At 72.5% G+C, this 25,195-nt stretch carries 22 protein-coding genes and 1 pseudogene; 9 read left to right on the top strand and 14 right to left on the bottom strand.

Annotated features, from left to right (window positions below):
- The first annotated feature begins 50 nt into the window (after positions 1-50).
- Complete coding sequence (locus BKD26_RS15880) at positions 51-509, top strand: MarR family winged helix-turn-helix transcriptional regulator (RefSeq protein ID WP_084898460.1); 459 nt, start codon at positions 51-53, stop codon at positions 507-509.
- Here BKD26_RS15880 and BKD26_RS15875 read toward each other — a convergent pair.
- The gene (locus BKD26_RS15875) at positions 469-1,452 is read right to left on the bottom strand and encodes a nucleoside hydrolase (RefSeq protein ID WP_084898459.1); all 984 of its coding nucleotides are present in this window, start codon (positions 1,450-1,452) and stop codon (positions 469-471) included. The two genes, BKD26_RS15880 and BKD26_RS15875, sit on opposite strands and share 41 nt — an antisense overlap.
- Before the next feature lie 68 nt (positions 1,453-1,520).
- On the opposite strand from BKD26_RS15875, the pseudogene BKD26_RS15870 reads away from it, so the two are divergent.
- Positions 1,521-1,793: pseudogene (locus tag BKD26_RS15870) on the top strand (PIN domain-containing protein); the annotation flags it as partial.
- Between the two features lies 1 nt (position 1,794).
- On the opposite strand, the gene BKD26_RS15865 reads toward BKD26_RS15870, so the two are convergent.
- Complete coding sequence (locus BKD26_RS15865) at positions 1,795-2,976, bottom strand: serine hydrolase (protein WP_084898458.1); 1,182 nt, start codon at positions 2,974-2,976, stop codon at positions 1,795-1,797.
- 121 nt (positions 2,977-3,097) lie between these two features.
- Here BKD26_RS15865 and BKD26_RS15860 point away from each other — a divergent pair, with 121 nt between their 5' ends.
- Positions 3,098-3,499 (top strand): SsgA family sporulation/cell division regulator, encoded by a 402-nt coding sequence (locus BKD26_RS15860; protein WP_084898457.1) that lies wholly within the window; start codon positions 3,098-3,100, stop codon positions 3,497-3,499.
- A 69-nt stretch (positions 3,500-3,568) separates the two neighbouring features.
- On the opposite strand, the gene BKD26_RS15855 is transcribed toward BKD26_RS15860, so the two are convergent.
- From BKD26_RS15855 to BKD26_RS15840, 4 genes are read right to left on the bottom strand one after another with little or no spacing between them, the layout of a single operon-like run.
- Positions 3,569-4,159: a hypothetical protein gene (locus tag BKD26_RS15855; protein ID WP_073756682.1), complete on the bottom strand. Its 591-nt coding sequence runs from the start codon at positions 4,157-4,159 to the stop codon at positions 3,569-3,571.
- On the bottom strand, positions 4,156-5,382 hold the full coding sequence (locus tag BKD26_RS15850) for an MAB_1171c family putative transporter (RefSeq protein WP_084898456.1): 1,227 nt from the start codon (positions 5,380-5,382) through the stop codon (positions 4,156-4,158). The genes BKD26_RS15855 and BKD26_RS15850 overlap by 4 nt, the downstream gene beginning before the upstream one ends.
- Positions 5,379-5,939, bottom strand: a complete 561-nt coding sequence (locus BKD26_RS15845; protein ID WP_084898455.1) for a toxin — start codon at positions 5,937-5,939, stop codon at positions 5,379-5,381. The genes BKD26_RS15850 and BKD26_RS15845 overlap by 4 nt, the downstream gene beginning before the upstream one ends.
- A 33-nt stretch (positions 5,940-5,972) precedes the next feature.
- Complete coding sequence (locus BKD26_RS15840; protein ID WP_084898454.1) at positions 5,973-6,434, bottom strand: hypothetical protein; 462 nt, start codon at positions 6,432-6,434, stop codon at positions 5,973-5,975.
- 446 nt (positions 6,435-6,880) lie between these two features.
- Here BKD26_RS15840 and BKD26_RS15835 point away from each other — a divergent pair, with 446 nt between their 5' ends.
- Entirely contained in the window at positions 6,881-7,681 is an 801-nt protein-coding gene (locus BKD26_RS15835; protein ID WP_084898453.1) for a VOC family protein, read from the top strand.
- A 16-nt stretch (positions 7,682-7,697) separates the two neighbouring features.
- Here the strand turns inward: BKD26_RS15835 and BKD26_RS15830 are convergent, their stop codons facing one another.
- Positions 7,698-8,906, bottom strand: a complete 1,209-nt coding sequence (locus BKD26_RS15830; RefSeq protein ID WP_107417881.1) for a serine/threonine-protein kinase — start codon at positions 8,904-8,906, stop codon at positions 7,698-7,700.
- A gap of 231 nt (positions 8,907-9,137) precedes the next feature.
- On the opposite strand from BKD26_RS15830, the gene BKD26_RS15825 reads away from it, so the two are divergent.
- The 4 genes from BKD26_RS15825 to BKD26_RS15810 all read left to right on the top strand — a co-directional run bounded on the left by BKD26_RS15825 (position 9,138) and on the right by BKD26_RS15810 (position 13,055).
- Positions 9,138-9,674: a flavoprotein gene (locus BKD26_RS15825; RefSeq protein WP_107417858.1), complete on the top strand. Its 537-nt coding sequence runs from the start codon at positions 9,138-9,140 to the stop codon at positions 9,672-9,674.
- A 27-nt stretch (positions 9,675-9,701) separates the two neighbouring features.
- Positions 9,702-10,796 carry a caspase family protein gene (locus tag BKD26_RS15820; protein WP_084898452.1) on the top strand — a complete coding sequence of 365 codons (1,095 nt, stop codon included), beginning with the start codon at positions 9,702-9,704 and terminating at the stop codon, positions 10,794-10,796.
- Positions 10,797-10,934: 138 nt separating this feature from the next.
- The gene (locus tag BKD26_RS15815) at positions 10,935-11,120 is read left to right on the top strand and encodes a hypothetical protein (RefSeq protein ID WP_084898451.1); all 186 of its coding nucleotides are present in this window, start codon (positions 10,935-10,937) and stop codon (positions 11,118-11,120) included.
- A gap of 174 nt (positions 11,121-11,294) precedes the next feature.
- Positions 11,295-13,055 carry an HEXXH motif domain-containing protein gene (locus BKD26_RS15810; protein ID WP_241518672.1) on the top strand — a complete coding sequence of 587 codons (1,761 nt, stop codon included), beginning with the start codon at positions 11,295-11,297 and terminating at the stop codon, positions 13,053-13,055.
- Here the strand turns inward: BKD26_RS15810 and fxsT are convergent.
- From fxsT to BKD26_RS15780, 6 genes are all read right to left on the bottom strand, one after another.
- Positions 13,052-17,476, bottom strand: coding sequence for an FxSxx-COOH system tetratricopeptide repeat protein (gene fxsT, locus BKD26_RS15805; protein WP_241518671.1), 4,425 nt, complete (start codon positions 17,474-17,476; stop codon positions 13,052-13,054). The two genes, BKD26_RS15810 and fxsT, sit on opposite strands and share 4 nt — an antisense overlap.
- Entirely contained in the window at positions 17,473-18,519 is a 1,047-nt protein-coding gene (locus BKD26_RS15800) for a MoxR family ATPase (protein WP_084898449.1), read from the bottom strand. Before BKD26_RS15800 ends, fxsT begins: the two co-directional genes overlap by 4 nt.
- A complete protein-coding gene (locus BKD26_RS15795; RefSeq protein WP_084898448.1) occupies positions 18,516-20,126 on the bottom strand; it encodes a hypothetical protein in 1,611 nt (536 codons plus the stop codon). Before BKD26_RS15795 ends, BKD26_RS15800 begins: the two co-directional genes overlap by 4 nt.
- A gap of 71 nt (positions 20,127-20,197) precedes the next feature.
- The gene (locus tag BKD26_RS42020) at positions 20,198-21,403 is read right to left on the bottom strand and encodes an alpha/beta fold hydrolase (protein ID WP_084898447.1); all 1,206 of its coding nucleotides are present in this window, start codon (positions 21,401-21,403) and stop codon (positions 20,198-20,200) included.
- Between the two features lie 58 nt (positions 21,404-21,461).
- Positions 21,462-22,226: a DUF72 domain-containing protein gene (locus tag BKD26_RS15785; protein WP_084898520.1), complete on the bottom strand. Its 765-nt coding sequence runs from the start codon at positions 22,224-22,226 to the stop codon at positions 21,462-21,464.
- A 21-nt stretch (positions 22,227-22,247) separates the two neighbouring features.
- Entirely contained in the window at positions 22,248-24,176 is a 1,929-nt protein-coding gene (locus BKD26_RS15780) for a protein-arginine deiminase domain-containing protein (protein ID WP_084898446.1), read from the bottom strand.
- Between the two features lie 236 nt (positions 24,177-24,412).
- Between BKD26_RS15780 and BKD26_RS15775 the strand changes: the two genes are divergently transcribed.
- Positions 24,413-24,748: a YnfA family protein gene (locus BKD26_RS15775; RefSeq protein WP_084898445.1), complete on the top strand. Its 336-nt coding sequence runs from the start codon at positions 24,413-24,415 to the stop codon at positions 24,746-24,748.
- 4 nt (positions 24,749-24,752) lie between these two features.
- On the opposite strand, the gene BKD26_RS15770 is transcribed toward BKD26_RS15775, so the two are convergent.
- A complete protein-coding gene (locus tag BKD26_RS15770; RefSeq protein ID WP_073756696.1) occupies positions 24,753-25,115 on the bottom strand; it encodes a metalloregulator ArsR/SmtB family transcription factor in 363 nt (120 codons plus the stop codon).
- Between the last annotated feature and the right edge of the window lie 80 nt (positions 25,116-25,195).

Here is a 25,195-nt window from a genome sequence, read left to right as displayed (position 1 = left end):
TATAAATCATTTATCCAGCTCCACAATGGAGTGACTGTTACGGTGTCCGCATGGCAGCAGCAGACGGCAACCCCGCCCCCACGGACCGCCTCGGGTTCGTCCTCGCCTGGCGCGGTGAGCTGGCCGGCGCCCGGATCCGCCGCGCGCTCGGCGTCACCGGACTGCCGCCGCGTCAGGCCATGACGCTCATGCACCTCGCGGCCGGCCCCACGAGCCAGCGGGCGCTCGCGGACACGATGGAGGTCGACCCGAGCCAACTGGTCGCCATCCTCAACGACTTGGAAGGCGCCGGCCTCGCCGAACGCCGCCGCGACCCCGCCGACCGCCGCCGCCACATCGTCGAGATCACCGACAAGGGCGCGACGACGCTGCGTGAGGTCGACACCGCCCTGAACGCGGCCGAGCGCGAGCTGTTCGCCGCCCTCTCCGAGCGGGATCGCGCCTCGCTGCGCACGCTCCTGGAACGGCTCAGCGGTTCGCGCGAGGGGCTGGACTGCTCGGAGGAGTAGCGCGATCGGACAGCGTCCGTACGGCGTCGATGATCAGGTCCCAGAAGGCGGGGGCGTCGACGGCGGTGCCGACGCGGGCGTTGGCGGGACGGCCGGTGACGCCGTCGAGGTCGACGACCGTGGCGCCGCGCGTGTGGGTGCCGGTCAGCTCGACGGCGACCGGGGCGCGGACCGTCGTGACAAGGTCCGGGTCGATGAGGTGGGCGACGGTCAGCGGGTCGTGCAGGGGCGGTGCGGCGAAGCCGAAGACCTCGCGGTAGGTGGTGCCGAAGTACGTCAGCAGTTCGACGCACAGCCGTGACAGGGGCGTGCCGAGCGCCTCCAGGCGGGTGAGGACGTCGGGGGCCGCCGGGGCCTGGTGGCTGACGTTCAGCCCGATCATGGTGACGTCCAGCCCGCTGGAGAACACGATGTCGGCGGCCTCCGGGTCGGCGGCGATGTTGAACTCGGCGGCCGGGGTGCGGTTGCCGCGCCCGGTGGAGCCGCCCATCAGCACGATCCGGTCGATCCGGTCGGCGGCCAGGTCCGGGTGGGCGAGCAGGAACGCGGCGATGTTGGTGAGCGGGCCGGTCGGGACGAGGGTCACGGGCACGGGGTGGGCGAGCAGCGTCTCGCGGAGGAGCGTGATCGCGTCGCGCGGGTCGAGCGGGACGGTCGGCTCGCCGAAACCGGGGCCGTCGAGGCCCGACTCGCCGTGGAGGTCCCCGGCGACGATCCCGGCCCCGTGCAGCGGCCGCGCCAGCCCGGCGGCGATCGGTACGCCCTCGATCCCGGCGACCGTGCACACGCGGCGCGCGTTGAGGGCGGTCTTCGCGACGCTCGCGTTGCCGGCGACGGCGGTGATCGCGAGGAGCTCGATGGCGGGGTGGGCGGCGGCCAGCAGGATGGCGAAGGCGTCGTCGTGCCCGGGGTCGCAGTCCAGGATCACGGGGATGTGTGTCATGGAGGCAGTGTCACGGACGACGGCGGACGGCGGCCGGGCACGCGCGGCAAGGCGTCACACATGGGCCCGCGATCAGCGCCGTGGACGACATCCGGCACTGGATGCGCAGAGGGCGCGTGTCCGTTCCGGAGGTCACCGACGACCACCTCGGCGTGGCGCAGTCGGTGCGCGCCCGCTACCGCGCGCTCGACCTCGACCTTGCCGACGCGGTGAACGTCGCCTTGGCCGCCGAGTACGACACCGACGCCGTTCTCACCCTCGACCGCCGGGACTTCCGTTCCGTGCGGCCACTCGGCCGTCACAAGGTGTTCCGGGTTCTGCCGGACGACCTGCCCCTGTGAATCAGCGCGGGGCACGGCGGCGCACCAGCCACAGCGTGGCCGCCGCCAGGCACGCCGACCCGACGAAGGTGACCGGCAGGAACAGCCGTGGGCCGTCCTCGCCGGCCGGGTCGGGGAGGGTGGCGACGGAGACGGCGGCGGTCGGCGGGACCGAGCGCGCCGGCGCCGGGGCCGGCGGGGCCGCCGCGCTGACCGGGAGGGCGGCGCGCGGCGGGAGGAGGGAGCCCACCGGGCGGGCGTGGGGCGCCGCCGCGAAGCCCCAGTCGAGCAGGTCGCGGGCCTCCTCGTACACCGCGTAGGCACCGCCCCGGCGGGGGTTCATCACCGAGACGACCAGGGTGCGCGGGCCCTTGCGGGCGGCGGCGATCAGGGTGTGGCCGGCGTTGGTGGTGTAGCCGTTCTTGATGCCGAGGATCCCCGGGTAGCGCCGTACGCCGTCGGCGCCGGTGAGCAGCCGGTTGGTGTTGCGGATGCTGTAGGTCCAGCGCCCGGCCGGGAACTTGGCGTAGGCGGTGGCGGCGTAGCGGGCGAAGTCCGGGTTGCGCAGCCCCGCCCGGCCGAAGACCGCCAGGTCGTAGGCGGAGGAGACCTGGCCGGGCGCGTCGTACCCGTCGGGGGACACCACCCGGGTGTCGAGGGCGCCGAGCGACCGGGCCGTGGTCTGCATCTCGCGGGCGGTCTCCGACCAGCCGCCGTTGAGGCCCGCGAGGACGCGGACGGCGTCGTTGCCGGAGCTGAGGAACACCCCGCGCCACAGGTCCGCGACCCGGTAGGTGACCTCCTCGCGTACGCCGACCAGGCTGCTGCCGTCCCCGATGCCCCGCAGCTCGTGCTTGCTGACCGTGTGCTGCCGCTCGGGTGACAGGCCGGGCAGCGCGGCCAGCGCGAACAGGGCCTTGAGCGTGGAGGCGGGCGGCAGGCGCCGGTGGGCGTTGCGGGCGGCGAGGACCTCACCGGTGGCGGCGTCGGCGACCAGCCAGGAGCGGGCGGACAGCCGGGGCGGGGCCTTGACGCCGGGCGGGAGGCGCACCTGGGTGCCGGGGCGGTGCAGGAGCGCCGGGTCGACGGGTACGGCGGCCGGTGGCGGCACGGGTTCGACGGGGCGCGGGCCGGCGGCGGGGTCGGCGGCCGGCATCGACGGGAGCAGCAGCAGGGCGGCGGCCACGAGTGAACTGACGATCATTCAGCCACGGTATGGACGGGCCGGAGGGGCCGCAGGGTGATGTGCGGCCGACCGGAGTATCGCGGGTTTCCCGGGGCACCTGAGAGGGGGTCCTCGTCACCCATTCCTCTGGAGGAACGACATGAACGCGGTCCTGCGCGACAAGGTCTTCATGCGACTTCTCTCGCCGGACGGCCACGAGCTTCCCGTCCTGGCCCACCTGGTCTACGACACCCGCGACCCGTACGCGGTCACGGTCGGGTTCACCCACGGCGGGTTCGTGTACGCCGAATGGCGCCTGGACCGCGACATGCTGCGGGACGGCATGGCGCAGCCGGTCGGCGAGGGTGACGTACGGATGTGGCCGGCGCTCAACGGCAGCCGCGAGGAGCTGCGCATCGAGCTGCTGGACACCGCCGTGTTCACGGTGTGGGTGCCGTCGCTGTGGCGTTTCCTGGCGCGGACGTACGAGGAGGTCCCGGCGGGGCAGGAGCGGCTGGAGGACCTGGACGCGTTCCTGGCGGAGCTGCTGGCCACCGGGTGACACCGCCCGGGGGCCGGTTCACATCGGCCGGGCTTCACCTCCGCGAGGCTGCTTCACATCGGCCACGCTTCACATCAGCCAGGACGCCGCCGCCGTCGCCGCGCCCAGCGACGCGCCCGCCACCGTCTGCGCCACCGTGTGGTACCCGAGCGCCACGCGCGACCAGCACACGGCGACGGTCATCGCGTACGCCGCCAGCCACCAGGGCGAGTGGACCACCGAGAGCAGGGCGACGACGGCCGAGGCGACGGCCGAGTCGACCGAGATCTTCCAGACGGTGTTGACCACCAGCAGCCCGACCGTCATCACCCACAGCGCGAGCATCGCCACGAGGATGCCCGTGGGGGCGTGCCCGAGGACCATGACCACCGAGCCCGTACCGATGGAGCCGAGTATCACGAAGAAGATCGGCGCGCGCTTCGTGCGGTCGACGACGTGCCGGTCGCCCCACGTGCCGCGCCCCCGCTCCCACTCGATGTACCCGGCGGGGATCAGCCCCGCGCACAGCGCGCCGAGGAGGCCCCAGGGCAGGCCGGACCAGTGACCGGCCGCCGCCCACCCGATGGCGAGCATCCCGACGAGCAGGACGTTGCGGGGCTGGAGGACATCGGTGACGGTACGGGCGGTGTCGGTACGGGCGGTGGTGTCCGTGCTGGTCATGCGCTGTGCTCCAGGGACGCGAGAAGGGCACGTGCCCGGTCGTCGTCGGCTCTGCGGTACGCGGCCGCGACCCGTACCAGCCACGCCACCTCGTCGTCCTGGTCGGTGGCGTGCCTGGCCTCGACGGCGGCGGCCTTCCCGGCGGGCGTGCCGCCCGCCTTGGCGGCGAGGGCGGCCTTGATCCAGTACGCGTCGGCGAGCGGGCCGGGGCCGCCCGCGGCGTCCGCGGCCGCGCCGACCAGGCCGTCGGGCACGTAGTGCCGCAGCTTCTCGACGGCGTCGGCGATGTCGGCGGCCCAGCGGTCGACGCGCAGGTCGGCGGGGGTGTCGAACCGGGTCAGCTCCCGCACCAGCGAGGCCGGCGGCTCGAACGGCTGGTCGGGGAAGGCGGTCATCAACGCGCGCCACAGCGGATGCAGTTGGGCCTGCGCCCGCCAGAGCTTCACGCGCCGCCAGCCCTTGCTGAAGGCGGGGAGGGAAGCGCCCACCGCGAAGAGCGCGAACAGCACGATCTGCGCCAGCTCGGTGACCTTGTCGAAGGTCTGCGCGAAGCCGTGGCTGGGCCGGTGGACGACGCTGATCCACATGAACAGCGTCCGGCTGACGGTGTAGCCCACGCCGATGAACATGGCGGCGGTCATCATGCCGAGCCCGACCCGCAGGTGCCGCAGCCGCGCGTTCCCGGTCGCGAGCGCCCATTGGTACGCGCAGACGGCGGACGCGGCGCCCAAGTACAGGTAGAACACGCTCATGTAGAGCGTGGCGCCCCACTGTCCGGCGTGGTCGGAGACGAACCGGTCGGAGGGCACGGACCGGTCGACCACCGTGAAGAACAGCACGGTCAGCAGGATCAGCGTCGCGACGGACGCCTTCGCCGCCACGTGCTGGACGGCGCGTGCGAACCGCACGTGCCGCGGGACGCTGCCGCCCTCCGGGTAGTGGCCGTAGATGGCGACGATGTAGCTGAGGATGGCGAGGATCGCGATGGTCGCCGTGTAGTGCTTGATGAGGACGGCGAGGTCCACGACGGGGCTGTTGTTGAGCCCGGTGCGTACGGCCTCGGTCTTGGTCCACAGCGCGGCGGCGAACCCCGCGTAACAGCCCCACAGAGCCCGGCGCCGCTGGTCCTCCTCGTCGCCCCACAGGGCGGCCGGCATACGCCACAGGGCGACGGCAGTCATCAGACCGGCTATGAGGTAGCCGGCGAGGTCGAGCGCGGTCACGCGGAATCCTTGGGGGTACGTCGGAACAGGCCGCGCCGCCGGTGGGCGACGGGCCGGGACAGCGAGTTGGCGAGCCGTCCCACCATGTCATCGCTGGTCATGTCGCGCGCCATCCGGGGTATGAGGGAGGCCCCGAACTCTGCGACCCGCTCGTCGTGCGTGTCGTACTGCGCACGGGCCTGGACGGTGGCGCCGGAGTCGAGCACCCGGGAGATCAGCGAGGTGTCGAAGACCGGGAGCAGGCGGCGCAGTTGGCCGACGTCGAGTGAGGTGCCGTGGTCGAACCACTCGTGGCACAGCTCGTGCAGGATGACGTGCTGCGTCTGGTACGCGGTGGGACGCTTGCGGTACAGGACGATGCTGGTCGTGCCGGAGCTGAGGCGCAGCCCGCAGGCGGCGTTGACGCGCGCCAGGTGGTCGGGCAGTTCGCGCAGGACGATGGTGCGGCCCCGGGCGGCCTCCATGTTGGCCACGAGCCCTTCGATGGTGAAGGGGGCCGGGATGGGAAGGTCGGCGAGGCCGGCTTCGCACTCTCTCCGCAGCTCGCGCATGGACATGAACGCCTCTTGCCCTCGTGATGATCCGCGAGTTTACCGGCCGTCCGGTTGCCGCTCGTCGGAGTCCTTCTGCTTGGTCTCCTCCAGCAGCGAGAGGGCGAACTCCAGCAGCTCCGCCGGGATCCCGTCCTCGTCGTTGCCGCGCGCGGCGACTCCGCTGATGTCCCCGCTGCGCCGTTTCGCGAGGAATTGCAGACCTGCGACGACATCGCCGACGACTTCCGATTCGTCCTTGAAGAAGCGCCAGTCGACGCCGAAGCCGATGCCCAGCGCCTTGAGGATGTCCTCGGAGGGGTGGGTGACCTTGCCGGCCAGGATGTTGGAGAAATAGCTGTGGGAGAGGGAACCGCCGCGCTGTTTCACCAGGTCGGCGAAGACCCGCCCCGAGATCTTCTGGCCCGGGAAGGTCTTCTCGACCATGTACTCGACCTTCTGCTGCAACGTCCGCAGTTCGGGCGGGCGCTGCTCGCCGTTGCGCTGTTCGCCGTTGTCCATCCGGGTCCCCACGTCGCGCGATGTTCGAGTTCGGTCAACGGGCTCGTACTGTAATCGACACAGAACGTTGGCGTCTTTGCATCAGCGACAAAGTGGAGCATCCCACTCCCGCACCAGAAGCGGACTTGCGCAAGCACTCTACGTCACTGTTAACTCGAAAAAACACGGGCAGGGGGCCACGAGGGGAGTCCCTTGCCCGTGTATGACCGATGCGGCGTGCCCGGATTGGGGCCTGCACTGGGTCTGGACAGGGATGTAGCCCATCGCGACGGGGGATGCACGATGGGCTACATTCGCATTATGACACCTCGTCAAGGGTGTCGGGTCGGCCTTCGGCCGAGTTTTCGTCCGCGCCTCGCCCGGTTTCGGCGAGCGTATCGGCGTATCGCTCGCTAGCGTGACAATCCGGACCACGTATCGAGTGCGAGCGGTAAAGGGACGGAACCATGGCGGTACAACCCGAAGGCGCGCCGTGCTGGGCGGACGCGATGTTCACGGACGTCGAGGGCGCGAAGAGCTTCTACGGCGACGTACTGGGCTGGACGTTCGGCGAGGCGTCGTCGGAGTTCGGCAACTACACGGAGGCGTACGCGGACGGCAAGGCCGTGGCGGCCGTCGTGCCGCCGATGCCCGGCGCGGAGGAGCAGTCGGCCTGGTGCCTGTACTTCGCCTCGCCGGACGCGGAGGCCACCGCGCGGAAGATCCGCGACAACGGCGGCGAGGTGGTGATGGGGCCCATGCAGGTCGGCGACTTCGGGTCCATGGTGCTGGCCCGCGACCCCGGCGGCGTCGTCTTCGGGGTGTGGCAGGCGGGCGCCCATGAGGGGTTCCAGGCGCGTGGCGTGACCGGCGCGTACTGCTGGTCCGAGATCTTCACCCGCGATCCGGCGGCGTCCGACGCCTTCTTCCCCGCCGTCTTCCCGTACCGCGCCAAGACGATGGAGACCCCCGACGGCATGGACTTCAGGGTCTTCCACGTGGGGGACGACCCCGTACTGGGCCGGATGGGGATGACGGGCGAGGTCCCGCCGGAGGTCCCGCCGTACATCAACGTGTACTTCGGCGTCGACGACTGCGACGCGGCGGTGGCGAAGACCACGGAGCGCGGCGGGGCCGTGCTGTTGGGGCCGATGGACACCCCGTTCGGCCGGTTCGCGACGCTGAGGGACCCGCAGGGCGCGTCGTTCTCCGTCATCGACATGGGTACGGCCAAGGGGGACATGCCCACGATGACCGACGTGCCGTAGGGCCGCGCCCGGCCGCTCAGTCCCCGTCGTCCCCGCCCAGGGTGCTCGGCGTCACCGCGATCTCCACCTGGGGCGTGTCCGGCGACGTCGTGTCGGGCGAGAACAGCGCCATGCCGACCAGTACGGCGGCGAAGAAGGCCACGGACCCGGCGATCAGGCTCGCCACCCGGGGCCGCCGCCTGACGAATTGCCGGGCGGCGCCCGCGCCGGACTGCGCGGGCAGGGCGCGGCGGCCCCGGCCGCCCTGGCGGGGGGTGTTGGGCAGCATGTACGTGGTCGCGGTGCCGCTCTCCGGCGACCCGGGCACGGGCGCCGGCGTCGGCAGCGGGCCGCCGGGACGGCCGGGCGGCGCAGTCATGGACGCGGCGTGCCCGGCGCCCGGCGCGTGTACGCCTTGCGTCGCGTGCACGCCTTGCGCGGGCCCGGCGGCCGGTGCCGGGTGCGGGTCCGGGAGCGACTGCGCCCGCCCCTGCCAGGCGCCGGAGGCGAACCAGTCGGCGACCTCCTGGGCGGTGGGCCGCTCCTCCGGCTGCTTGGCGAGCATCCCGAGCAGGTAGTTCTCGAACGCGGGCGGCACGTCCACCCCGAGACGCAGCGGCGGCACCGGCGCGGCGTCGATGTGCTGGTACAGGATCGCCGTCGCGGTGTCGGCGTGGAACGGCGGCCGTCCCGTCAGCAGGTGGTACAGCACGCACCCGAGCGAGTACACGTCGGACGCCGGACCGGCCGGCTGCCCCAGCGCCCGCTCGGGCGCCAGGTAGAGGCTGGTGCCGACGATCTGCCCGGCCGTGGTGAGCGCGGCGGCCGGATCGTCGACGAACCGGGCGATCCCGAAGTCCCCGAGCTTGACCGTCCCGTCCGCGTCCGACATCAGGTTCCCGGGCTTGATGTCCCGGTGCACGATCCCCTGCCGGTGCGCCGACGCCAGCCCCGCCGCGGTCTGCGCGGCGACAGCCGCCACGCGCGGCGCCCGCAGCGACCCGTCGGCCGCCAGCTCCTGCGCCAGGCTGCGGCCCTCCACCAGCTCCATGACCAGGTAGAAACGGCCCTCCCACGCCCCGAAGTCGAACACCGCCACCACATGCGGGTGGCTTAGCCGCGCCGCGGTCTGCCCCTCCAGCCGGAAGCGCGCCGCCGTCTCCGCGTCCGAATCGTCCCCGAGCAGCAGCTTCATGGCCACCGGCCGGCCCAGCACCTCGTCCGTGGCGCGCCACACCTCGCCCATCGCGCCGCGGCCGATGGGCGACTCCAACCGGTACCGATCCGCCACCAGCACCCTGTGCACCTGCCTGATTCCGATCGATCCGCCACCTCAGCCACCGCCGGCGGAACAACTGCGCCGTACGGGCGAGGTGATGGGAGAGTCCGCGACGGGCTCAGGGTACCTACCGCGCGCCGTGCGCACTGCGCCACCATCGACGTACGCCACGCCACCCTCACCGAGCGGAGACCACACGTGCCCCACCAGCGCCGGCCGAAGCCCTTCCTGTACGTCGTCGTCTGCGCGGCCGGAGTCGCCGGCGACGTCGGCAAGCTCATCACGGCCGCGCAGGAGCGGCAGTGGGACGTCGGTGTCGTCGCCACCCCCCTGGCCCTCGGCTTCATCGACGCGGGCGGCATCGAGGCGCAGACCGGCTACCCCATCCGGTCCGCCTGGCGCCGCCCCGGCGATCCGCGCCCGCTGCCCGACCCGGACGCCATCGCGGTCGCCCCCGCCACCTTCAACACCCTCAACAAGTGGGCCGCCGGGATGTCCGACACCCTCGCGCTGGGCATCCTCTGCGAGTCGTACGGCGCCGGTGTCCCCACCGCCGCCCTCCCGTGCCTCAGCACCGCCCAGGCCGCCCACCCCGCCTACCGGCGCAGCCTGGACGCGCTGCGCGCGATGGGCGTCCGCATCGGCACCCAGGAATCGGACCGCATCAAGGCCGACGGCTTCCGCTGGGAGGAGGCCCTGGAGCTGCTGAACATCACTTCTGACAGCGGCCGTTGAGACCTACCCTGGAGCGGGGAGGTACGGATGCGGGCGCTCGTGGCCGGAGTGGAGTCCTACGAGGCGGGGTCGGCCTGGGACCTGGACGGGCCGGTGCGCGACGCGCTCGGCTACGTACACTGGCTGCGCGAACTCGGCGTACCGGACCAGGACATGACCCTGCTGCTGTCGCCGCTCGCCCGCAACCGGACGCTCGCCGACACCGCCGGCCTGCCCCACCGGCCGGCCGACCGGGACACCGTCCACCGGGTGCTGGCCCGTGAACTGGCCGACGAACGCAGCGACTGGCTCCTCGTCGCCTGGTCCGGCCACGGGCTCATCGACGCCGACCGCAACCGCCGGCTGCTGTTCGCCGACGCGGTCCAGCGCGACCTGCGCTGCCTCGACGTCGAAGCCGCCCTCGCCCTCTACCGCTCCGACGGCGCCCCCGGCCATCCGCGCCAGCTGTGGCTCCTCGACGCCTGCCAGACGTACGCCGACACGGCCGCGACCGCCGGCGCGCTGCGCCCCGACCCCCTGCCCCGCGCAATCCCCCGCCAACGGGCCGACCAGCACGTCCTGTTCGCCTGCGGCCCCGGCGAAACCACCCGCAACGGCATGCGCTCCGGTGTGTTCAGCGCCGAGGCCCTCCGCCTGCTGCGCGACCACCCCGACTGGCGCACCTCGCCCCGGCCGCTCGCCGAAGCGCTGCGCGGCAGGTTCGGGAACACCACCTCGCTCTGGTTCGAGGGCGACGGCGAAGCGCACCGCACCGTGGGCCACCGCTCCACGGTCGTCCCGGCTCCCCGGCGTGCGACACCGCGCCGCAGACTGGAACTGGCCGACAAACGCCGCCTGCACGACGCGCTCGCCGCCGTGGAGGTGATGCGCCGCCCCGAGTCGCGCGGCCAGATCATCGGCCTCCTGCCCGAAGCGATGGCGGGCAGCGTCCCGAGACAGGCGCAGACACGCCTGGAGATCCTGGGGCTCATCGACACGTGCGTGACCTTCAGCGACGGACTGACCCCCCTGTGGGAGGCGGTGTCCCTGGTGGACCCGGGCACACCGGCGGCGGAGGCCCTCCTGGGGGTTCTGCGGGACTACCCGGAATGGTTCACCGACCCCGGCCCGGACGGCGGTTGAGCCTCCGCGATTCGGCCACGGCGCCCCGGGCGGGGTGCAGGCTGTCCGGTAGCGCATGTTTCCAGCGGTGGGTGCTTAGGACATCATGTAAGGGCGGCGGATCGAACACCGCTCGGACACCGGGGGAGGTCTACGGCAGTGGAAAAGCCGGAAACCGCCATCATGTCGGACCTGCCCGACCTCACGGGCACCTCCCTGGAGGAGCTGCGTTCCCGGCCCGACGAGAGCAGAGCGGTTGCCAAGGCCCGGCTGCTGGCGGACGCGGGACGTACGGCGGGCAATGTCGGCGGCGGGACAGGTGGGCAAGACAGCTGGACCGCTTGATGCGCCGATACGGCGGTGGCGACGCAGAGGGACGGTATGCGCCCTGACTCACTGCACGCAGCGGAGTCGCGGCATTCTCTGACACCAGGCCAGTTCCATGAACTCAGCCGCGGGGAAGGCGGCACAGGAGCACTCCAGGTGCTGGCGCGGGCCGAGTTCAGCCATCGCCTTCTGTTGTTCGATCTCCTGATGGACGCGCTCGCCCCGCTGACCGGGGTGACCGGACCCCTGCCCGCCGCCCAGCGGGCCTGGGACCTCCTGGCCGCCGCGCAGCGGTACGCCCCTGATCCCGTGGAGGAGTTGCTCCTCCTTCCCGACACCGGGCTGTGGCTCAACCGGCTGCTGGCCCGGCTGGGCGCCTGCGGCCGGGACGCCGGCCCGCTGTGGGCGGACACGGGCCACCTGCACACCCTGGCCGCCGTCGCCGCCGCACGTGCCGGACTCGACTTCTCGTTCCCCGTCCCGGCCCACCACGGCACGGTGTGGCTCCCCACCCTGGGCCTGGCGCGGCTCCCCACGGCGCACCGGCAGGGATGCGCCTGGGACACCGCCGAGGTCCGGGCGTCCGGCGGGCGGGTGACCCTCACCGGCCGGTACGGCCGGCTCCACCTGCCCTCCCGCCCCGAACGGTCCGCTCCCGGCTGGCTGCCCGTGCGGCGCGCCGCCCTCGCCCCCGGCGCCGCGCGCCACGTCATCGTGGACGACCTGGGCACCCACCGGATCGCTCCGCTGCCCTATGGCGCCGCCGAGCGGCTGACACCGACCGCGTACGACACCTGGAGCGGACTGCTGCGCGAGGCGTACGCCGTGCTGGCCGACGTCGATCCGCCGACCGCGCAGGCCGCCGCCGTCCTGCTGCGCTCCGTCCAGCCCATGCCCGCCCACGAACCCTTCCGGGTCCGCAGCGTCACCAGCGGGCACGGCGTCGGCGGCCTGGCGTCGTCGCTGCCCGATTCGGTCGCCCTGTGCGCGGCGACCCTCGTGCACGAACTCCAGCACAGCAAGCTCAGCGCACTGATGCACCTGTGCCCGCTGTACCAGCCGGAGAAGGCCGGGCGGCTGTACTACGGGCCCTGGCGCGACGATCCCCGGCCGCTCGGCGGGATGCTCCAGGGGGCGTACGCGTTCCACGCGGTGGCCCGGTTCTGGCAGGCGTACGCGACCCGCCGCTCCGGCGAACCGGGCGGTGCCATAGCCCGGTTCGAGTACGTCCTGTGGCTGGGGCAGCTCGAGCGGGTCGTGCCGGAGCTGGCCGCCGATCCGGCGCTCACCGCCGCGGGCCGCAGCGCGTTACAGGACCTGCTCGGTGCCGTACGCCGGCGGGGCGACGGGTACGGCGACAGGTGCGGCGACGGCCCCGAGGAGCGGCTCGCCCGCCGGATGGCCGCCGACCACCGGGCATCCTGGCGGCTGGCCCACGTACGCCCGTACCCCGAGGACGTGCCGGCCCTGGCGGCCGCCTGGAGCGCGGGACGGCCCCCACGGCTCCCGGCGCGCCGGGAGGCGATACGGGACGCCGGGCACCGGCACCTGGACGCGCGCGCCATGCTCGCCCGCATCGCCCTGGCGGACCCGGCGGCGCTCGACAAGATGCGTGACACGGTGCGTGACCGCCCCGGCGACACCGTGCCGGGCGTCACCGGGGCGAGCCGGGGCGACCTGCTGTGGGCGTGCGGGGACACGGAGGGTGCGCGGCGCTTCCACGTCCGGGACCTGAGCCGACGGACCGGGGCGTGGACAGGACTGCGGCTGGCCCTGGAGGACACCGGTGACGCACCGGAGGCGGTCAGGGCCCTGACGGCGGTGCCTGAGCTGGTCGCGGCCGTTCACCGGGCCGTGAGGGACGGCCGCGGGCGTACGCCCGACCCGGTTGCCCTGGCCCACTGGCTGGGCCAGGGCGCTCTGGAATCGCCGTACGAGAGTCGGTCCGACTAGAGCGTCATCGGGTCGATGTCGCAGTTGGCCCGCCGCCAGTCGAGCATGTCCGTGCAGGCCGGGTGCTCCTGGCCGAGCCTGGCCCGGATGCCGTCGATGGCCGCCCTGTGGAGTTCCTCCGCCTCGCCGGTACGGCCCAGCGCCCGCAGATCCGCGGCCGTGTTGCCGCGCGTCACCAGCACGGTCGGGTGCTCCTCGCCCAGTGCCTCCACCAGCAGCGGAAGGACCCGCTCGTCGATCTCCAGCGCTCCGGCCGCGTCACCCTGCGCGAAGAGGTCGTTGGCGAGATTGACCTGGCAGATCAGCGTGTGCGGGTGCGTGTCGCCCACGGCGGCACGGAACCGGGCGATGGCCGACTCATTGAGCCTGCGGGCCTGCTCGACCTGGCCCAGCAGGCGCATGGTGATCGCCGCGTTGGCGTCCGCGGCGGCCGCGTGGGGATGGTCCTGCCCGAAGACCTCCGCGTACAGCGCCCTGACCCGCTCGCCCAGCCGCAGGGCCTCCTGGAACGACCCGTTCTGACGGAGGTCGATGGACAGGTTCAGCGAGGCGTGCAGGGCGTCGGGGCTGCGCTCGCCGTACCGCTCGATCAGCGCGTTGCGCGCGTTGCGGGTATTGGCCTCCGCGGCCGCGTGATGGCCGGCCTTCCGCTGGGCGACGCCCAGTCGTGCGATCGCGTTCAGTGTGCCGGGGTGCAGGTCACCGAACGTGTCGCGGTAGATGTCGATCGCTTCCTCGTACGCCTTCTCCGTCGCCGCGTACTCGCCGAGCTCCTGCTGGTCCAGGTGGAACGACGCCTCGGAGCTGAGGGTGGTGGGCGCGTCGGCGCCGAACATCTGCACCTTGGTGCGCCAGCTCGCCTGGTCGAGGTCCCGCGCTCGCGCGTACAGGCCGTTGACGCGGAGTGTGACGCCCAGGTTGTGGGCGTGCAGCAGCGTCTCGGGGTCCTCGTCGCCGTACGCCCGTACGGCCCGCTCGTAGACCTCCTCGTCGAACTCCAGCGCGCCCCGGAAGTCGCCGCGCGCCCTGCGGTCGCCCGACACCTGGCCCTTGACGCGCAGGTATTCCTCCTCCAGATCCGGGCCGGCGCCCTCCAGCGTGGCGAGCATGCGCTCACCGAGCTCGGCGGCCTCCTTGTAGCGGCCGTCCCGCCACAGGACGAACCGCAGGTGCCTGCCGAGAGCCAGCGTCTGCTGGTCGTCCTCGCCGAAGAGCCGGCACCAGTCGCGGTAGGTCTCCTGGGCGAACTCCAGGGCCGCCGCGTGGTCGCCCCAGTAGAAGAGGTACCGGGCGACGTTGTAGACCAGCTGGCGTACGTTGCGGTGGGCCGACAGCGCCGCCTTCGACGCGATGACGTGCGGATACAGCTCGCCGAACCGCTGCCAGTTCTGCGGTGCCAGCGGATCGCTGGGGGCGTTCGCCGCGAGCAGCAGGTGCGCGCCGTGGCGGAACATCCCGCGCTGTTCCTCGGTCATGCGCGCTTCGAGCACCGCCTGGACCAGCCGGTGCATCTGGATCGAGTTGGTGCGGTGGTCGATCTTCGCCAGGGAGTACCGGCTGATCTCCCGGATCGCGCGGCTGAGCCGGATGGGGTCGGTGAAGATGCGGTCCAGCTCGGGGGCGATGGGCTCGGACACCGAGTTGGAGAAGAACTGCCGGTTGACCGGTTCGGGCGCGAAGTACGTGCACAGCTTGAGGAGTTGGATGGCGCCCGCGTTCTTCCCCTCCACGTGGTCGAGGGACACGTTCCACGCGGTGGCGACGGTCTTCTCGTACTGGGTGGGCGGTGACACCGCCATCAGCTCGGCGCTCTTTTCCTCGAACACCCTCCGATATTCAGCCGGGGGCATGCCCGTTTCGGCGCGCCACGCCGATGCCTGCTCCACGGCGAGCGGCAGGTCACCGAGGATTTCCGCGAGCATGTCCGCGTCTTCGTCGGACAGGTCGGGATTGCGCCGCCGGAGCAGCTGGATGCTCTCTTCCCGTTCGAACACATCGACTTCCAGCGGATGGGCCAAGGTGTTCCACTGAGGGTTGCGCGATGTCACGATGACGGAGCCTACCGGCCCGCCCTCGGGAGTGCTCGGAAAGTATTCCTGTACGGCTGCCGGGCTTTCGGCGTTGTCGAACACCAGTAGCCAGCTGTTGTACGGGTTCCCGGTGCGCAGTGCTTCCAGCACGGCGGGTACGGCGGTAATGGCCTCGGTGCTGGCCGGGAGGTGGAGGCGCCGGGCCAGTTCGACGAACGCCTGCTGAATTTGCGTGGTCCGTTCGGCGGGGATCCACCAGACGACCTGGTATTCGGACGCGTGCCGGTACACGTATTCCAGCGCCAGCTGGGATTTGCCGACGCCGCCCATTCCGTGCAGTGCGTGCGGGAGCACGGCGGTGGGGCCGTCGCGCAGCCCGCTCTCCAGGGCGACCAGCAGCTCTTCCCGTCCCGTGAACACCATGTTCCTGGGCGGCATGTTCCCCCAGACAGCGGGCATGGCGGGTCGCGCACCCCCTCCGGCCGTAGGCTGCTGGGCCGGGGTTTGTGCCGGGGCGGGGACCGTGCTCACTTGGGGGCCTCCAGACGGGGGAATGGCGTAGTCGCTGTCGTCGGGGAGTGTCTCATCGGCGGGACCCGGAGGTGGGGTACCGATGTGTTCGCCGAGCCTTCGGGCGCGGCGCAGATGGGAACCGGAGATCGCCTGGAGCGCCGCGTGTTCGGCCTGCCGGAAACGGAGGTTCTCGGCCGTCGCCTCGACGGCCTCCAGGCTTTCCTCGCGGAACGCGGGAGCCGCTGAATGCGAGGCGCTTTCCAGGTAATCGAGGAGTTCCCGGGCCGCCTCATTGTGCGGTGCGAGGAATTCGGCGGCCTTTCTCAGGGCGCTTTCCGTGGCCGTCCTGCTGCCGGCGGCGAGGAGTTCCTCCCGTACGCCGTCGACGAAGAGATACGAATGCCCGTCGCAGCCCGGCAGCGGTTCCACCAAGGGGCTGATGAGGAGTTCCGCCAGATGGGCGTCCGTGGCGTGCGGCATGGTCTGTCGCCGCACCTCCCGCATGGTGTCCAGGTCGAGCTGGACGGCGGCCAGCCGGGTGGCCAGGCCGAACGCGGCGAGGGAGGCGCGGTTGCGGAAGCGGGCCACCAGTTCGGCCGCCGTCGGCCGCCGCGACGGGGGTGACGCGGCGTGCGACGGCGGGCGGGTGCTGGTGAGGATCGCCGGCAGGTCCGCCCAGCGCGGGGTCGTCCCGGAGACGAACCGGGCCCACGGGTCGAGCCACTCGGGGCTCAGCTCCAGGACCGGTACGGCCACCACGCGGCCGGGGGTGTCCGGCAGCAGGGACGCGGCGAGCGGCTCGGCGGGCCGCCACCGCACCTGCCCGCCCGCCGACCCGGGGCCGTGGGCGCGCAGCCGCACCCGGACCGGGAACAGGCCGGTGCCGGCCCACAGCCGCTGCGGCAGCATCTGCACCACGGTGACCGGCTGGAACCTGCCCCACAGGGCGGCCAGCCGCTGGGCGGCGCCGGACCGCCAGGCGGGGGCGGCCCCGTCCGTCAGCAGGAACACGATGCGCCGTCCGGTCGGGTCGACGAGGCCGCGCGGTGGCCGCGGCCGGCCGGCCGTGCCCGGGCCGCGCAGCACCGCCCGCTCAGGGTGGGCGGTGTCGAGAGTGAGGACGTCCACGTCACGCAGCCCGCCGTAGCCGCCCAGCGCCGAGCGGAACCGGTCGACGGCAGGTCGCCACAGGGCCATGTGCGGGGCGCTGTCCACGACGAGGACGGCGCTCCAGTGCCGTTCCGGCTCGGGGACGAGCACGGGCGGCAGGTGCGGGGCGAGCGCGATCCGCTCCGCGGTGGCCGCCTCGTCCAGGGTGTGGGCGTGCGCCGAGTCGAGGTGGGTACGCAGTGGGCGCAGGGCCCGGCCCAGTTCACGTGGCCCGGGCGTGCGGGTCAGCGCGACGGTGGCGGGGGCGGGGGTTGAGGGCTCGTCGTTCAGGTGGACGGGAGCGTCCGGCGCGGGTGCCGGTACGGGGAGTGCGGGGGTGTTTGCGGGGGCGTCGGGGGTGTCGAGGGCTTCGGGTGCTTCGGGTGCTTCGGGTGCGTCGGGCTGTGGGTGGGACGGGTCGTCGTCGCCGGGCACGGGGCCGGGGGCGGGGTCGTGCGGGGACGGCCGGTCGTCGGCGGTCGGCGGCCGCTCCGGGGCGTCGGTCTTCTCCTCCTCCGCTCCCTCGGCCTCCTCGCCGCCGGCCAGCCACGGGTGGTTGGCCGCCAGCCACACGGCGTCGGCGACCTCCCACGCGTACAGCCCGGTGATGGGCAGGCGGGTGTCGGACAGCCCGGTGTCGGGCAGGCGGGGGTCGCCCGGCAGGTCTGCCGGGCCGTCCCGCCGGTGCCGCCCTTCAGCGCCGCGGGCCGCCGATGATTCGCCGGTCACGCCGTATCCGCCCCTTCACCACCCAGAGGGTGCCAAATGGCGGCGAGGACCGATTGCCACTCCCCCGCATCGCTTCCGTCCTGCCGGTAGAGGCCCGAGGTCGCCAAATGGGCGGCGTTCAGCAACTGGTCGGCGGCCAGTCCGCCCACCCGGCCGCTGCGCCGGAGGAAATCCTGGATCAGTGCTTCCTGCGCCGGTCCGAGGCGGTCGCCGAAATGGCCCGAGACGAGTTCTCCCAATGTGTCCGCGTCCGGGTCGGGAATGTCGAGCCGCAGGCAGCGGCGCATAAAGGCCTCGGGGAACTCCCGTTCGCCGTTGGAGGTCATGACGACGACCGGGAACGTGTGCGCCCTGACCACTCCGTTCTCGACGACGGCGGTGCCCCCGGGATCAGCCGTATGGACGGTTGCCGTCGGCTCCGTCTGCTTCACCCGTACGAGTGGTGGCACGTCGAACCAGGCGTCCTCGAAGAGCGTGAGCAGGTCGTTCGGGAGGTCCGCGTCGCACTTGTCGATCTCGTCGATCAGGACGACCCTCGGCAGCCGGTACGGCAGCAACCCGGTGCCCAACGGCCCCAGCTGTACGTAGTTCCCGATCCCCGGCCGGGTCGCGGGGGCGTCGTCGCCGCCCTCCCGGGTCGCCTGGGCGCGGCCGATGGCGTCGTACTCGTACAGCCCCGACGCGAGCGTGGTGCGGCTGGTCACCGGCCAGTGCAGCACCCGGCCCAGCCGCAGCTCACGCGCGATCCGGTACGCCAGGCCCGACTTGCCCACCCCGGGGCGACCCGTCACCAGCAGCGGGCGGCGCAGCAGCAGCGCGGCGTTGACCAGCCGCACCTCCTCCGGGCGAGGCGTGCGGGGCCTGCCGGGCGGGCCGAGGCGCCGGTCGGCCTCGTCGTCCTCCGGCGGCGGGGGCATGGTCGCCGGGGCGCGGAAGTCACGCCACGGCGGGCCCTCGGGCCAGCTCCTGTCTTCGTACGGTGTGTCCGGTAACAGCTCTCCGGTGCCCCGGTAGAGCGGCCCGCCATGGTGCGCCGCGTTCACTCGGTCCCCCCTACAAAGGTGGCGGGAGCGCTCTGCCCGCCCTCGAGAAGAAGCTCGGGGTCGTCCCAGATCATGCTCATGGACCGGATCGCTTCGACGTCCCGGTCGGTCACGGCGCTCGCCCCGCCTGCGGCGGTGGTGGTGGCACGGACGGCGACGTCGGACTTCCACTGTTGCGCACGCTCGGGGAGCCCTGCCAGTCCTTCATTGGCCAAGGTCTCTCGGATCATGCTGCGGAACACCTCCGACGCCGGGTCGTCGCGGTGATACACCACTATGGGTACCCCGAGGTCGAGGGCCAGACTCATCTCCCTCAAGCCCAGCTCGCTGTCCCGGTGGGGCGGTCTGCTGAGGACCATGCCGACCACGTCGTCGTCCCGTCCGATCTTGGCGTCCAGCAGGGCGAGGTGCTCGGTGTCGGACAGCGTCTCCGGGTCGCACTCGTGCACCAGGCCGGGGCCCTCGCCGGTCCGCCAGTGCGCCCAGCGGGCCCGCCAGGCGTTGTGGAAGGCGGGGCGCTGCACCCGCTCCAGGCTGTGCAGCAGGATCTCCCGGTAGCGGCTCAGCAGGGAGTTGGGGAAGCCCAGGGCCGGGTCGCGGTCCCACCACTCCACGGGTTCGTTGAGGAGCTCCGCCGGGAGGAACAGCTCCAGGGCGGCGTTCTCGGCGCGGGAGTGGCGTAGCTGCGTCATATGCGTGAGCAACTCTGCCACAGCGACGGGGAGTTGGGAGCGGGTCACGGACTCTCGTGGCTCGGTGTGGGGGTCGCGGTGAAGGGCGCTGGAGTCCGTGTACTTCACGCAGGCGGAGACGTAGTACCGCTGGGTGCGGGCGGCGCGGCGCCGGCCGACGCCGCCCTGGGGGGTGCGGTCGGGCTCGACCTTGACGTAGATCCTGATCAGCGGTCTGACGATCGGGGCGGGCCGGCCGGGGTGCGGGTCGTGGGTGACGCTTCCGGTCAGGGGTGTGCCGCTGAGGCTCGTACGCAGGGCGGTCAGCGGGCCGGTCAGGTGCCACTGCCGGGCGAAGTGGTCGTTCCACGCCCGTAACTCGCCGATTCCGGACGCGACTTCGGGGCACAGGGCTGCCGTGTACTCCAGGAACGCCAGCGCCGGCATGAGGTCGCCGGGCCGGCTGTTGCGGTCGGCGAGGTGGACGAACGCCTCCCACGGCGTGCTGCAGTGCTCCGGCAGCGGTACGAGGCCGTCCGTGGCCCGGTCCACCAGGCCGCCCAGCTCGGACACCGGGACCTCCAGTACGCGGCGCAACGGCGTCCAGTCGGGGCCGGGGAAGGCGAGGCGGGCCTTCCACTCGGCCAGCAGCAGCGCCAGGACCGGCTCCAGGGCGGGTGCGACCAGGCAGGTGGCGTCGACGAGCCCGTCCATGCCGCCGTCGATCGCCGCGCAGTTGTTGACGACGCTGAGAAACTCCTGGCGCGGCACGGAGAAGCTGACGGCCGTCAGGCCGGGGATGTGCTGGTGCACCATCTGGCGCCACAGGTCCCTGCCGCTGTCGTTGATCAGCCGGACGGCCGGATCCTCCAGCGCCTCCACGAACGCGCGCAGGATCCGCAGCTGTACGCCGTCGAAAACTCCCGTGGCGGCCACGCGCGTCCCCCCTCGCACCGTGCCGTGTGCTCACCTGCCGACCGGCTGGCCCAGGTTAAGGGCTTTTCCGTTCAGCCGGGAAGCGCTGTGGACAACACCCGGTAGAACTGATCGTTGGCCCAGTAGGAGCTGTGGGCCGCCGAGACCGGCTGGCGGTTGTCCACCGGTACGTCGGTGATCCTCGGGTCGTTCCCGAAAGCCCCGGCGGCCAGGTAGGACAGCAGGTCGCGGCGGTCGTAGACGTTGAGCCAGCGGGGGAACGCCCCGGGCAGCCCGGCCCCGTACGGGCGGGAGGGCAGCGCGTCCAGTTCGTACAGCAGCGGGGCCTGGGAGCCGACCGTCACCAGCAGGTCCACGGACACGCCGGCGGGCGGATCGGTGAGCAGGTCGACGGCGATGATCCCGCCGAGGCTGTGGCCGAGGACGACGACCGGCCCGGAGTCGCCGGGCAGCGCGCGGATCGTGGCGGCGACGTGGTCGCGCACGGCCTGGCCGCGGGTGAGGTAGCTGAGGACGTCGCCGAAGAAGCCCACCGAGCGGCCGCTGAGCGCGGCCCGCCGGGACACCAGCAGCCGGGAGCCGAGGGAGCGCTCGAAGAGCCGGGCGGAGAAGCCGAGCGCGGAGACCAGCGCGTCGCTCAGGCCCTTGACGTCACCGCCCAGTTCGGCGGTGACCGTGTCCACCAGGTCGTCGCGCGCCGCGACCGGCACCTGGCCCGCCGCGTGCTCCGCGCGTACCAGGGCCCAGGCGGTGAGCGCGCGGGCGGTCAGCCGGGGCAGGGCGTCGCCCTCGGGGGCGGCCGTGGCGGCGGCGCGGCGCAGTCGCGGTGCGGCGAGCAGGGCGGCGACGGCCTCGGCGAGGGGTACGGCGGGGACGGCGGCGTTCCAGGCGGTGCGTACCGCCGCCGATCCGTCCAGCCGGCCGATCCGGTCCAGCAGCGCGTCGCCGGGCGCGACCGCGCCGGGGACGAAGCCCGGCGTGTTGCCCGGGGGGTGGTCGGCGAGCGCGTAGGCGCCCAGCTCGGCGAACGGGTCGGCGTACAGCATCGCCCACCGCAGCCGGTCCTCGTCGTCCTCCCGTACGGGCTCATCGGTGACGTACCCGGGGATGGAGACGCCGCCCGCCCGCAGGAACGAGCCGAGAGTGGAGCCCCAGTCGCACGGCTCGACCCGCACATCGGGCCGCACGCGCGCGAGGCCGCCGCGGATGGTCTCCAGGGCGGCGGCGTAGGACGGCTCGCGAACCCCCGTACCGTGCACGAACAGGACCGTGACCATGTTCCCCCCAAGTCGCCCCGGAACAAGCACCGTTCGGTGAGTCTAGGGCGCCGCGCCGTCACGGGGACGGTGTTCGGGTGACCGTCCGGCCCAGTCCGGCCGCCGCCCGCGCGAACAGGGCGGCGTCCCGGACGGCCGCGCCGCCCGGGTCGTTGTTGAAGTACACGTACACGTCGGCCTCGTCCGCCCAGGCGGCGGTGATGCGCCCCGCCCAGGACGCCAGCGCCTGGCGCCCGTAGCGCGGCCACGGCCGGGCGGCGCCGGCGTGGAACCGTACGTATCCCCAGGGCGCCGTGCGCCACAGCGGTGTCACGGGGCGGGAGCCCCGGTCGGCCCAGCACAGGGCGGCGCCGTACCGCTCCAGCACCGCCCGCAGGTCCCGTTCCGCCTCCCACCAGGAGGGGTGGCGCAGCTCGACGGCCACCCGGACCGTGCCCGGGAAGCAGCGCAGGCAGGCGTCGAGCGTGCCGGTGTCCGCGCGGAAGTTCGGCGGCAGTTGCACCAGGACGGGCCCCAGCCGGTCGCCGAGGCCCACGGTGCGGCCCATCAGCCGTTGCACCGGCTCCTCGGGATCGCGCAGCCGCTTGATGTGCGTCAGGTAGCGGCTGGCCTTCACCGCCATGACGAACCCCTCCGGGGTCCGTTCGCGCCAGGCGGTGAAGACCTCCGTGGACGGGAGCCGGTAGAAGGCGTTGTTGTTCTCCACGGTCGCGAAGTGGCGGACGTACTCCTCCAGCCACAGCCGCTGCGGCAGCCCGGCCGGGTAGAGGCCGCCGCGCCAGTCCGCGTACTGCCACCCCGAGGTTCCGACAAGCATGGGCACATCACCCATGCTCCCCGCTGTCTACGGCTTCCACCACGCGGCGGAGGCGTCGCGCAGCGTGTTCGTCCCGCAGTGCACCTCACCCATGCCGAGGTGGTAGGTGTACCAGTCGTCGATGTACGAGACCTTCATCCCGGCGCCCGTGTACGCGGCGGTCACGGCGGCCGTGAAGATGTCCTTGCCGCCGATGACCGGCCCCCACTGGCGCGGGGCCAGGTAGCGGTCGGTGCCGAGCAGGATGCCGTTGACCGCGCCGGGGACGTACGCGCTGGTCATGACCGTGCCGGGGCCGGCGGACCGGCCGTCGCGCTCTTGGATGGCCTTCTGCTGGCCGTACTCGCTGACCACCTCCGGTACCTCACCGGCGCCCAGCCGCGTCAGCCGGGGCATCCGGTCGCCCCGCTCGCCCACCTGCTCCGTACCGCGCGTGTAGAGCGCCGGTACGCGTACCACCTCGGCGTCCGTGACGCCCGTCTCGCGCTGGAGGACCGCCAGGTTCGCCTTGATGCGTGCGGCGGCCATGGTGTTGTCGGTGACGAGCCACTTGGAGGCGAGTGCCTGGTCGATGGTCTCCTTCGGGGCGAGTCGCTCCTGGGAGTCCGGCACGGAGAACATGCGCGTCTTGCCGTGCCCGCCCTTCTGCGCGTTGCGAAGCAGCTTCAGCCCCGCCTCGGGGTCGGCGATGCCGATCTTCCAGCCGCGCGGGGTGCCCGGGGCGGGGAGGAACTGCACGAACTCGTCCACATGGCCGACGTGCAGCCAGGAGGTGTCGAGGAGCAGCGGGTCCTGGAAGCCCTGGGAGGCCAGCATCGTGCGCATTGCTTGCGCGGGCTTGGAGCCGTCGTCCTTGCGCTCGCCCATGATGATCCGCCCGGCGGGGAAGGACCGGCCGCCGTTCGCGTACGGGGGAATGGTCTCCAGGTTCCCCATCGAGTTCAGGGTCCACTCCTCCGAGTCGCGGACCCCGGAGACCTGGACGACGCCTATGCCGTTGCCGCGTATCTTCTCGAACAGTTCGCGGCCCGCCTCACGGTCGGGCTGCGCCGAGCGCAGCATCACGCGGATGACCTGACGGCGCCCGTTGGGGCCGGTCATGCTCACATAGCCGGGCTCGACGAAGTCCTGCGCCCAGATGTCCTGGTACTTGTCGAAGGTGATCAGCGGTTGGCTGATTCCCGCCGACTTCACCTCCTTGGCCAGGCCGTTGACGAACGCCTGCTGGCGGCGCGCGTAGTCGTCCTTGCCGGGCACCTTGGTGGCCAGTACCTGCTGGGCCTGCTGGAGGTGGTGGTGGGTCAGCAGCGGCGCGACGCGGAGGGTGATGTCGTCGGTGGTGGCCGGCCTGTTGGGCGTCGTCACGATCAGGCGGATCACCGCCCGGCCGTCCCAGACCTTGCTGTCGCGGACGATGTCGGTGCTCTCGACCCCGAACTCGAGTCCGGCGCGCAGCTCGGCGGCGGTCAGGCGGGTCTTGCCCGTGACGTGGGCCCAGCCGGTGGCGCGCTTGACGAACACCCGGGTGTGCTTTCCGCCGGCCGGGACGCTCACGGCGCCGGTCGCCGTGGCGGGCAGGTTCGCCATCGGTACGGAGCGGACGCGGGCCAGGTCGGCGAGGTCGGCGGTGCCGTTGACGACGGCGTCGGACGCGTCGTTGCAGGCGGCGAGCTTGGCGTCGGACAGCGGCTTGCCGCCGGGGCCGGCGGTCGGGCACCGCTTGGTGTCGTCGTCGATGTTGGGCAGGAACACCGTGCCCCGGGCGGGGGTCCAGGCGTCCTCGCCGACGGTGTCGGTCGCGCCGGTGACGTCGACGCGTCCGTCCCGGTTCACGTCCGCCCGGAGGTCGACGCGGGGCGGGGGTGGGGCGGCGTGCACCGGTGAGACGGGCGCCAGTACGGCGCCGATCGCGGTGAGTGCCAGGGTCGCTCGTCTCGCGTTGCTCGTAACCACCATGCGTCCCTTCGTGGGGGATTGGGTTGCGGTTGCCGAGCCGGAAGAGGGCGTGGAGGAGCGTTGCGTTGCCTGGGGGCGTGGGGAATGGCGGGATTGGTGTGGGTGGGGCGGCGGTCGGGTCAGCGGGGTACGAGGGTGACCTCGGTGAGGGTACGAGCAGGGCGGCGGCGGTCCATGCGCCAAGCTGGAGTCGCCCCCTCGCCCCGACGCGCTTCCGCCGGAAGGACCCCGCCACCGTGCTCGTCGCCCGTTCCGCCGCCCTGTTCGCCGTCGCCGCGCTCTTCGAGATCGGAGGCGCCTGGCTCGTGTGGCAGGGCATCCGTGAGCACAGGGGCTGGATCTGGATCGGCGCGGGAGTGATCGCCCTCGGTCTGTACGGGGTGGTCGCCACGTTCCAGAGCGACGAGAACTTCGGGCGCATCCTGGCGGCCTACGGCGGGGTGTTCGTCGCCGGGTCGATCGCCTGGGGCATGGTCGCCGACGGCTACCGGCCCGACCGCTTCGACGTCATCGGGGCGCTCGTCTGCCTCGTCGGCATGGCGGTCATCATGTACGCGCCGCGCGGCGGCTGAGGGGTCACCCCGTCGTCAGCATCGCGGCCATGGCCGCGAGGACGCCGGGGGAGACGCGGTAGTAGACCCAGGTCCCGCGCCGCTCGGACGTCAGCAGTCCGACGTCCTTGAGTTTCTTCAGGTGGTGGGAGACGGTCGGTTGCGAGACGCCGACGTCGGAGATGTCGCACACGCACGCCTCGCCGCCCGGGTGCGACGCCACCCGCGAGAACAGGCGCAGCCTCACCGGATCGCCCAGCGCCTTGAACATGGCCGCCGTCCTGACCGCGTCCTCCTCCGAGAGCGCCTCGGAGGTCAGCGGCGGGCAGCAGGGCACGGCTTCCCCCGGCTCGATGAGCGGCAGGCCGGCCGGCTTCGTATTCGACATATGTCTATGTTGACGGCTGTCGATACAGCTGGCAAGCTCGGAGCCAGGACATCGACATCTGTCGAATCAGCGAGGGAGAC

The sequence above is a fragment of the Streptomyces sp. CB03238 genome (genome assembly GCF_002099185.1).
Lineage (GTDB): Bacteria > Actinomycetota > Actinomycetes > Streptomycetales > Streptomycetaceae > Streptomyces.
This window is presented reverse-complemented; position numbering and strand designations above follow the sequence as displayed.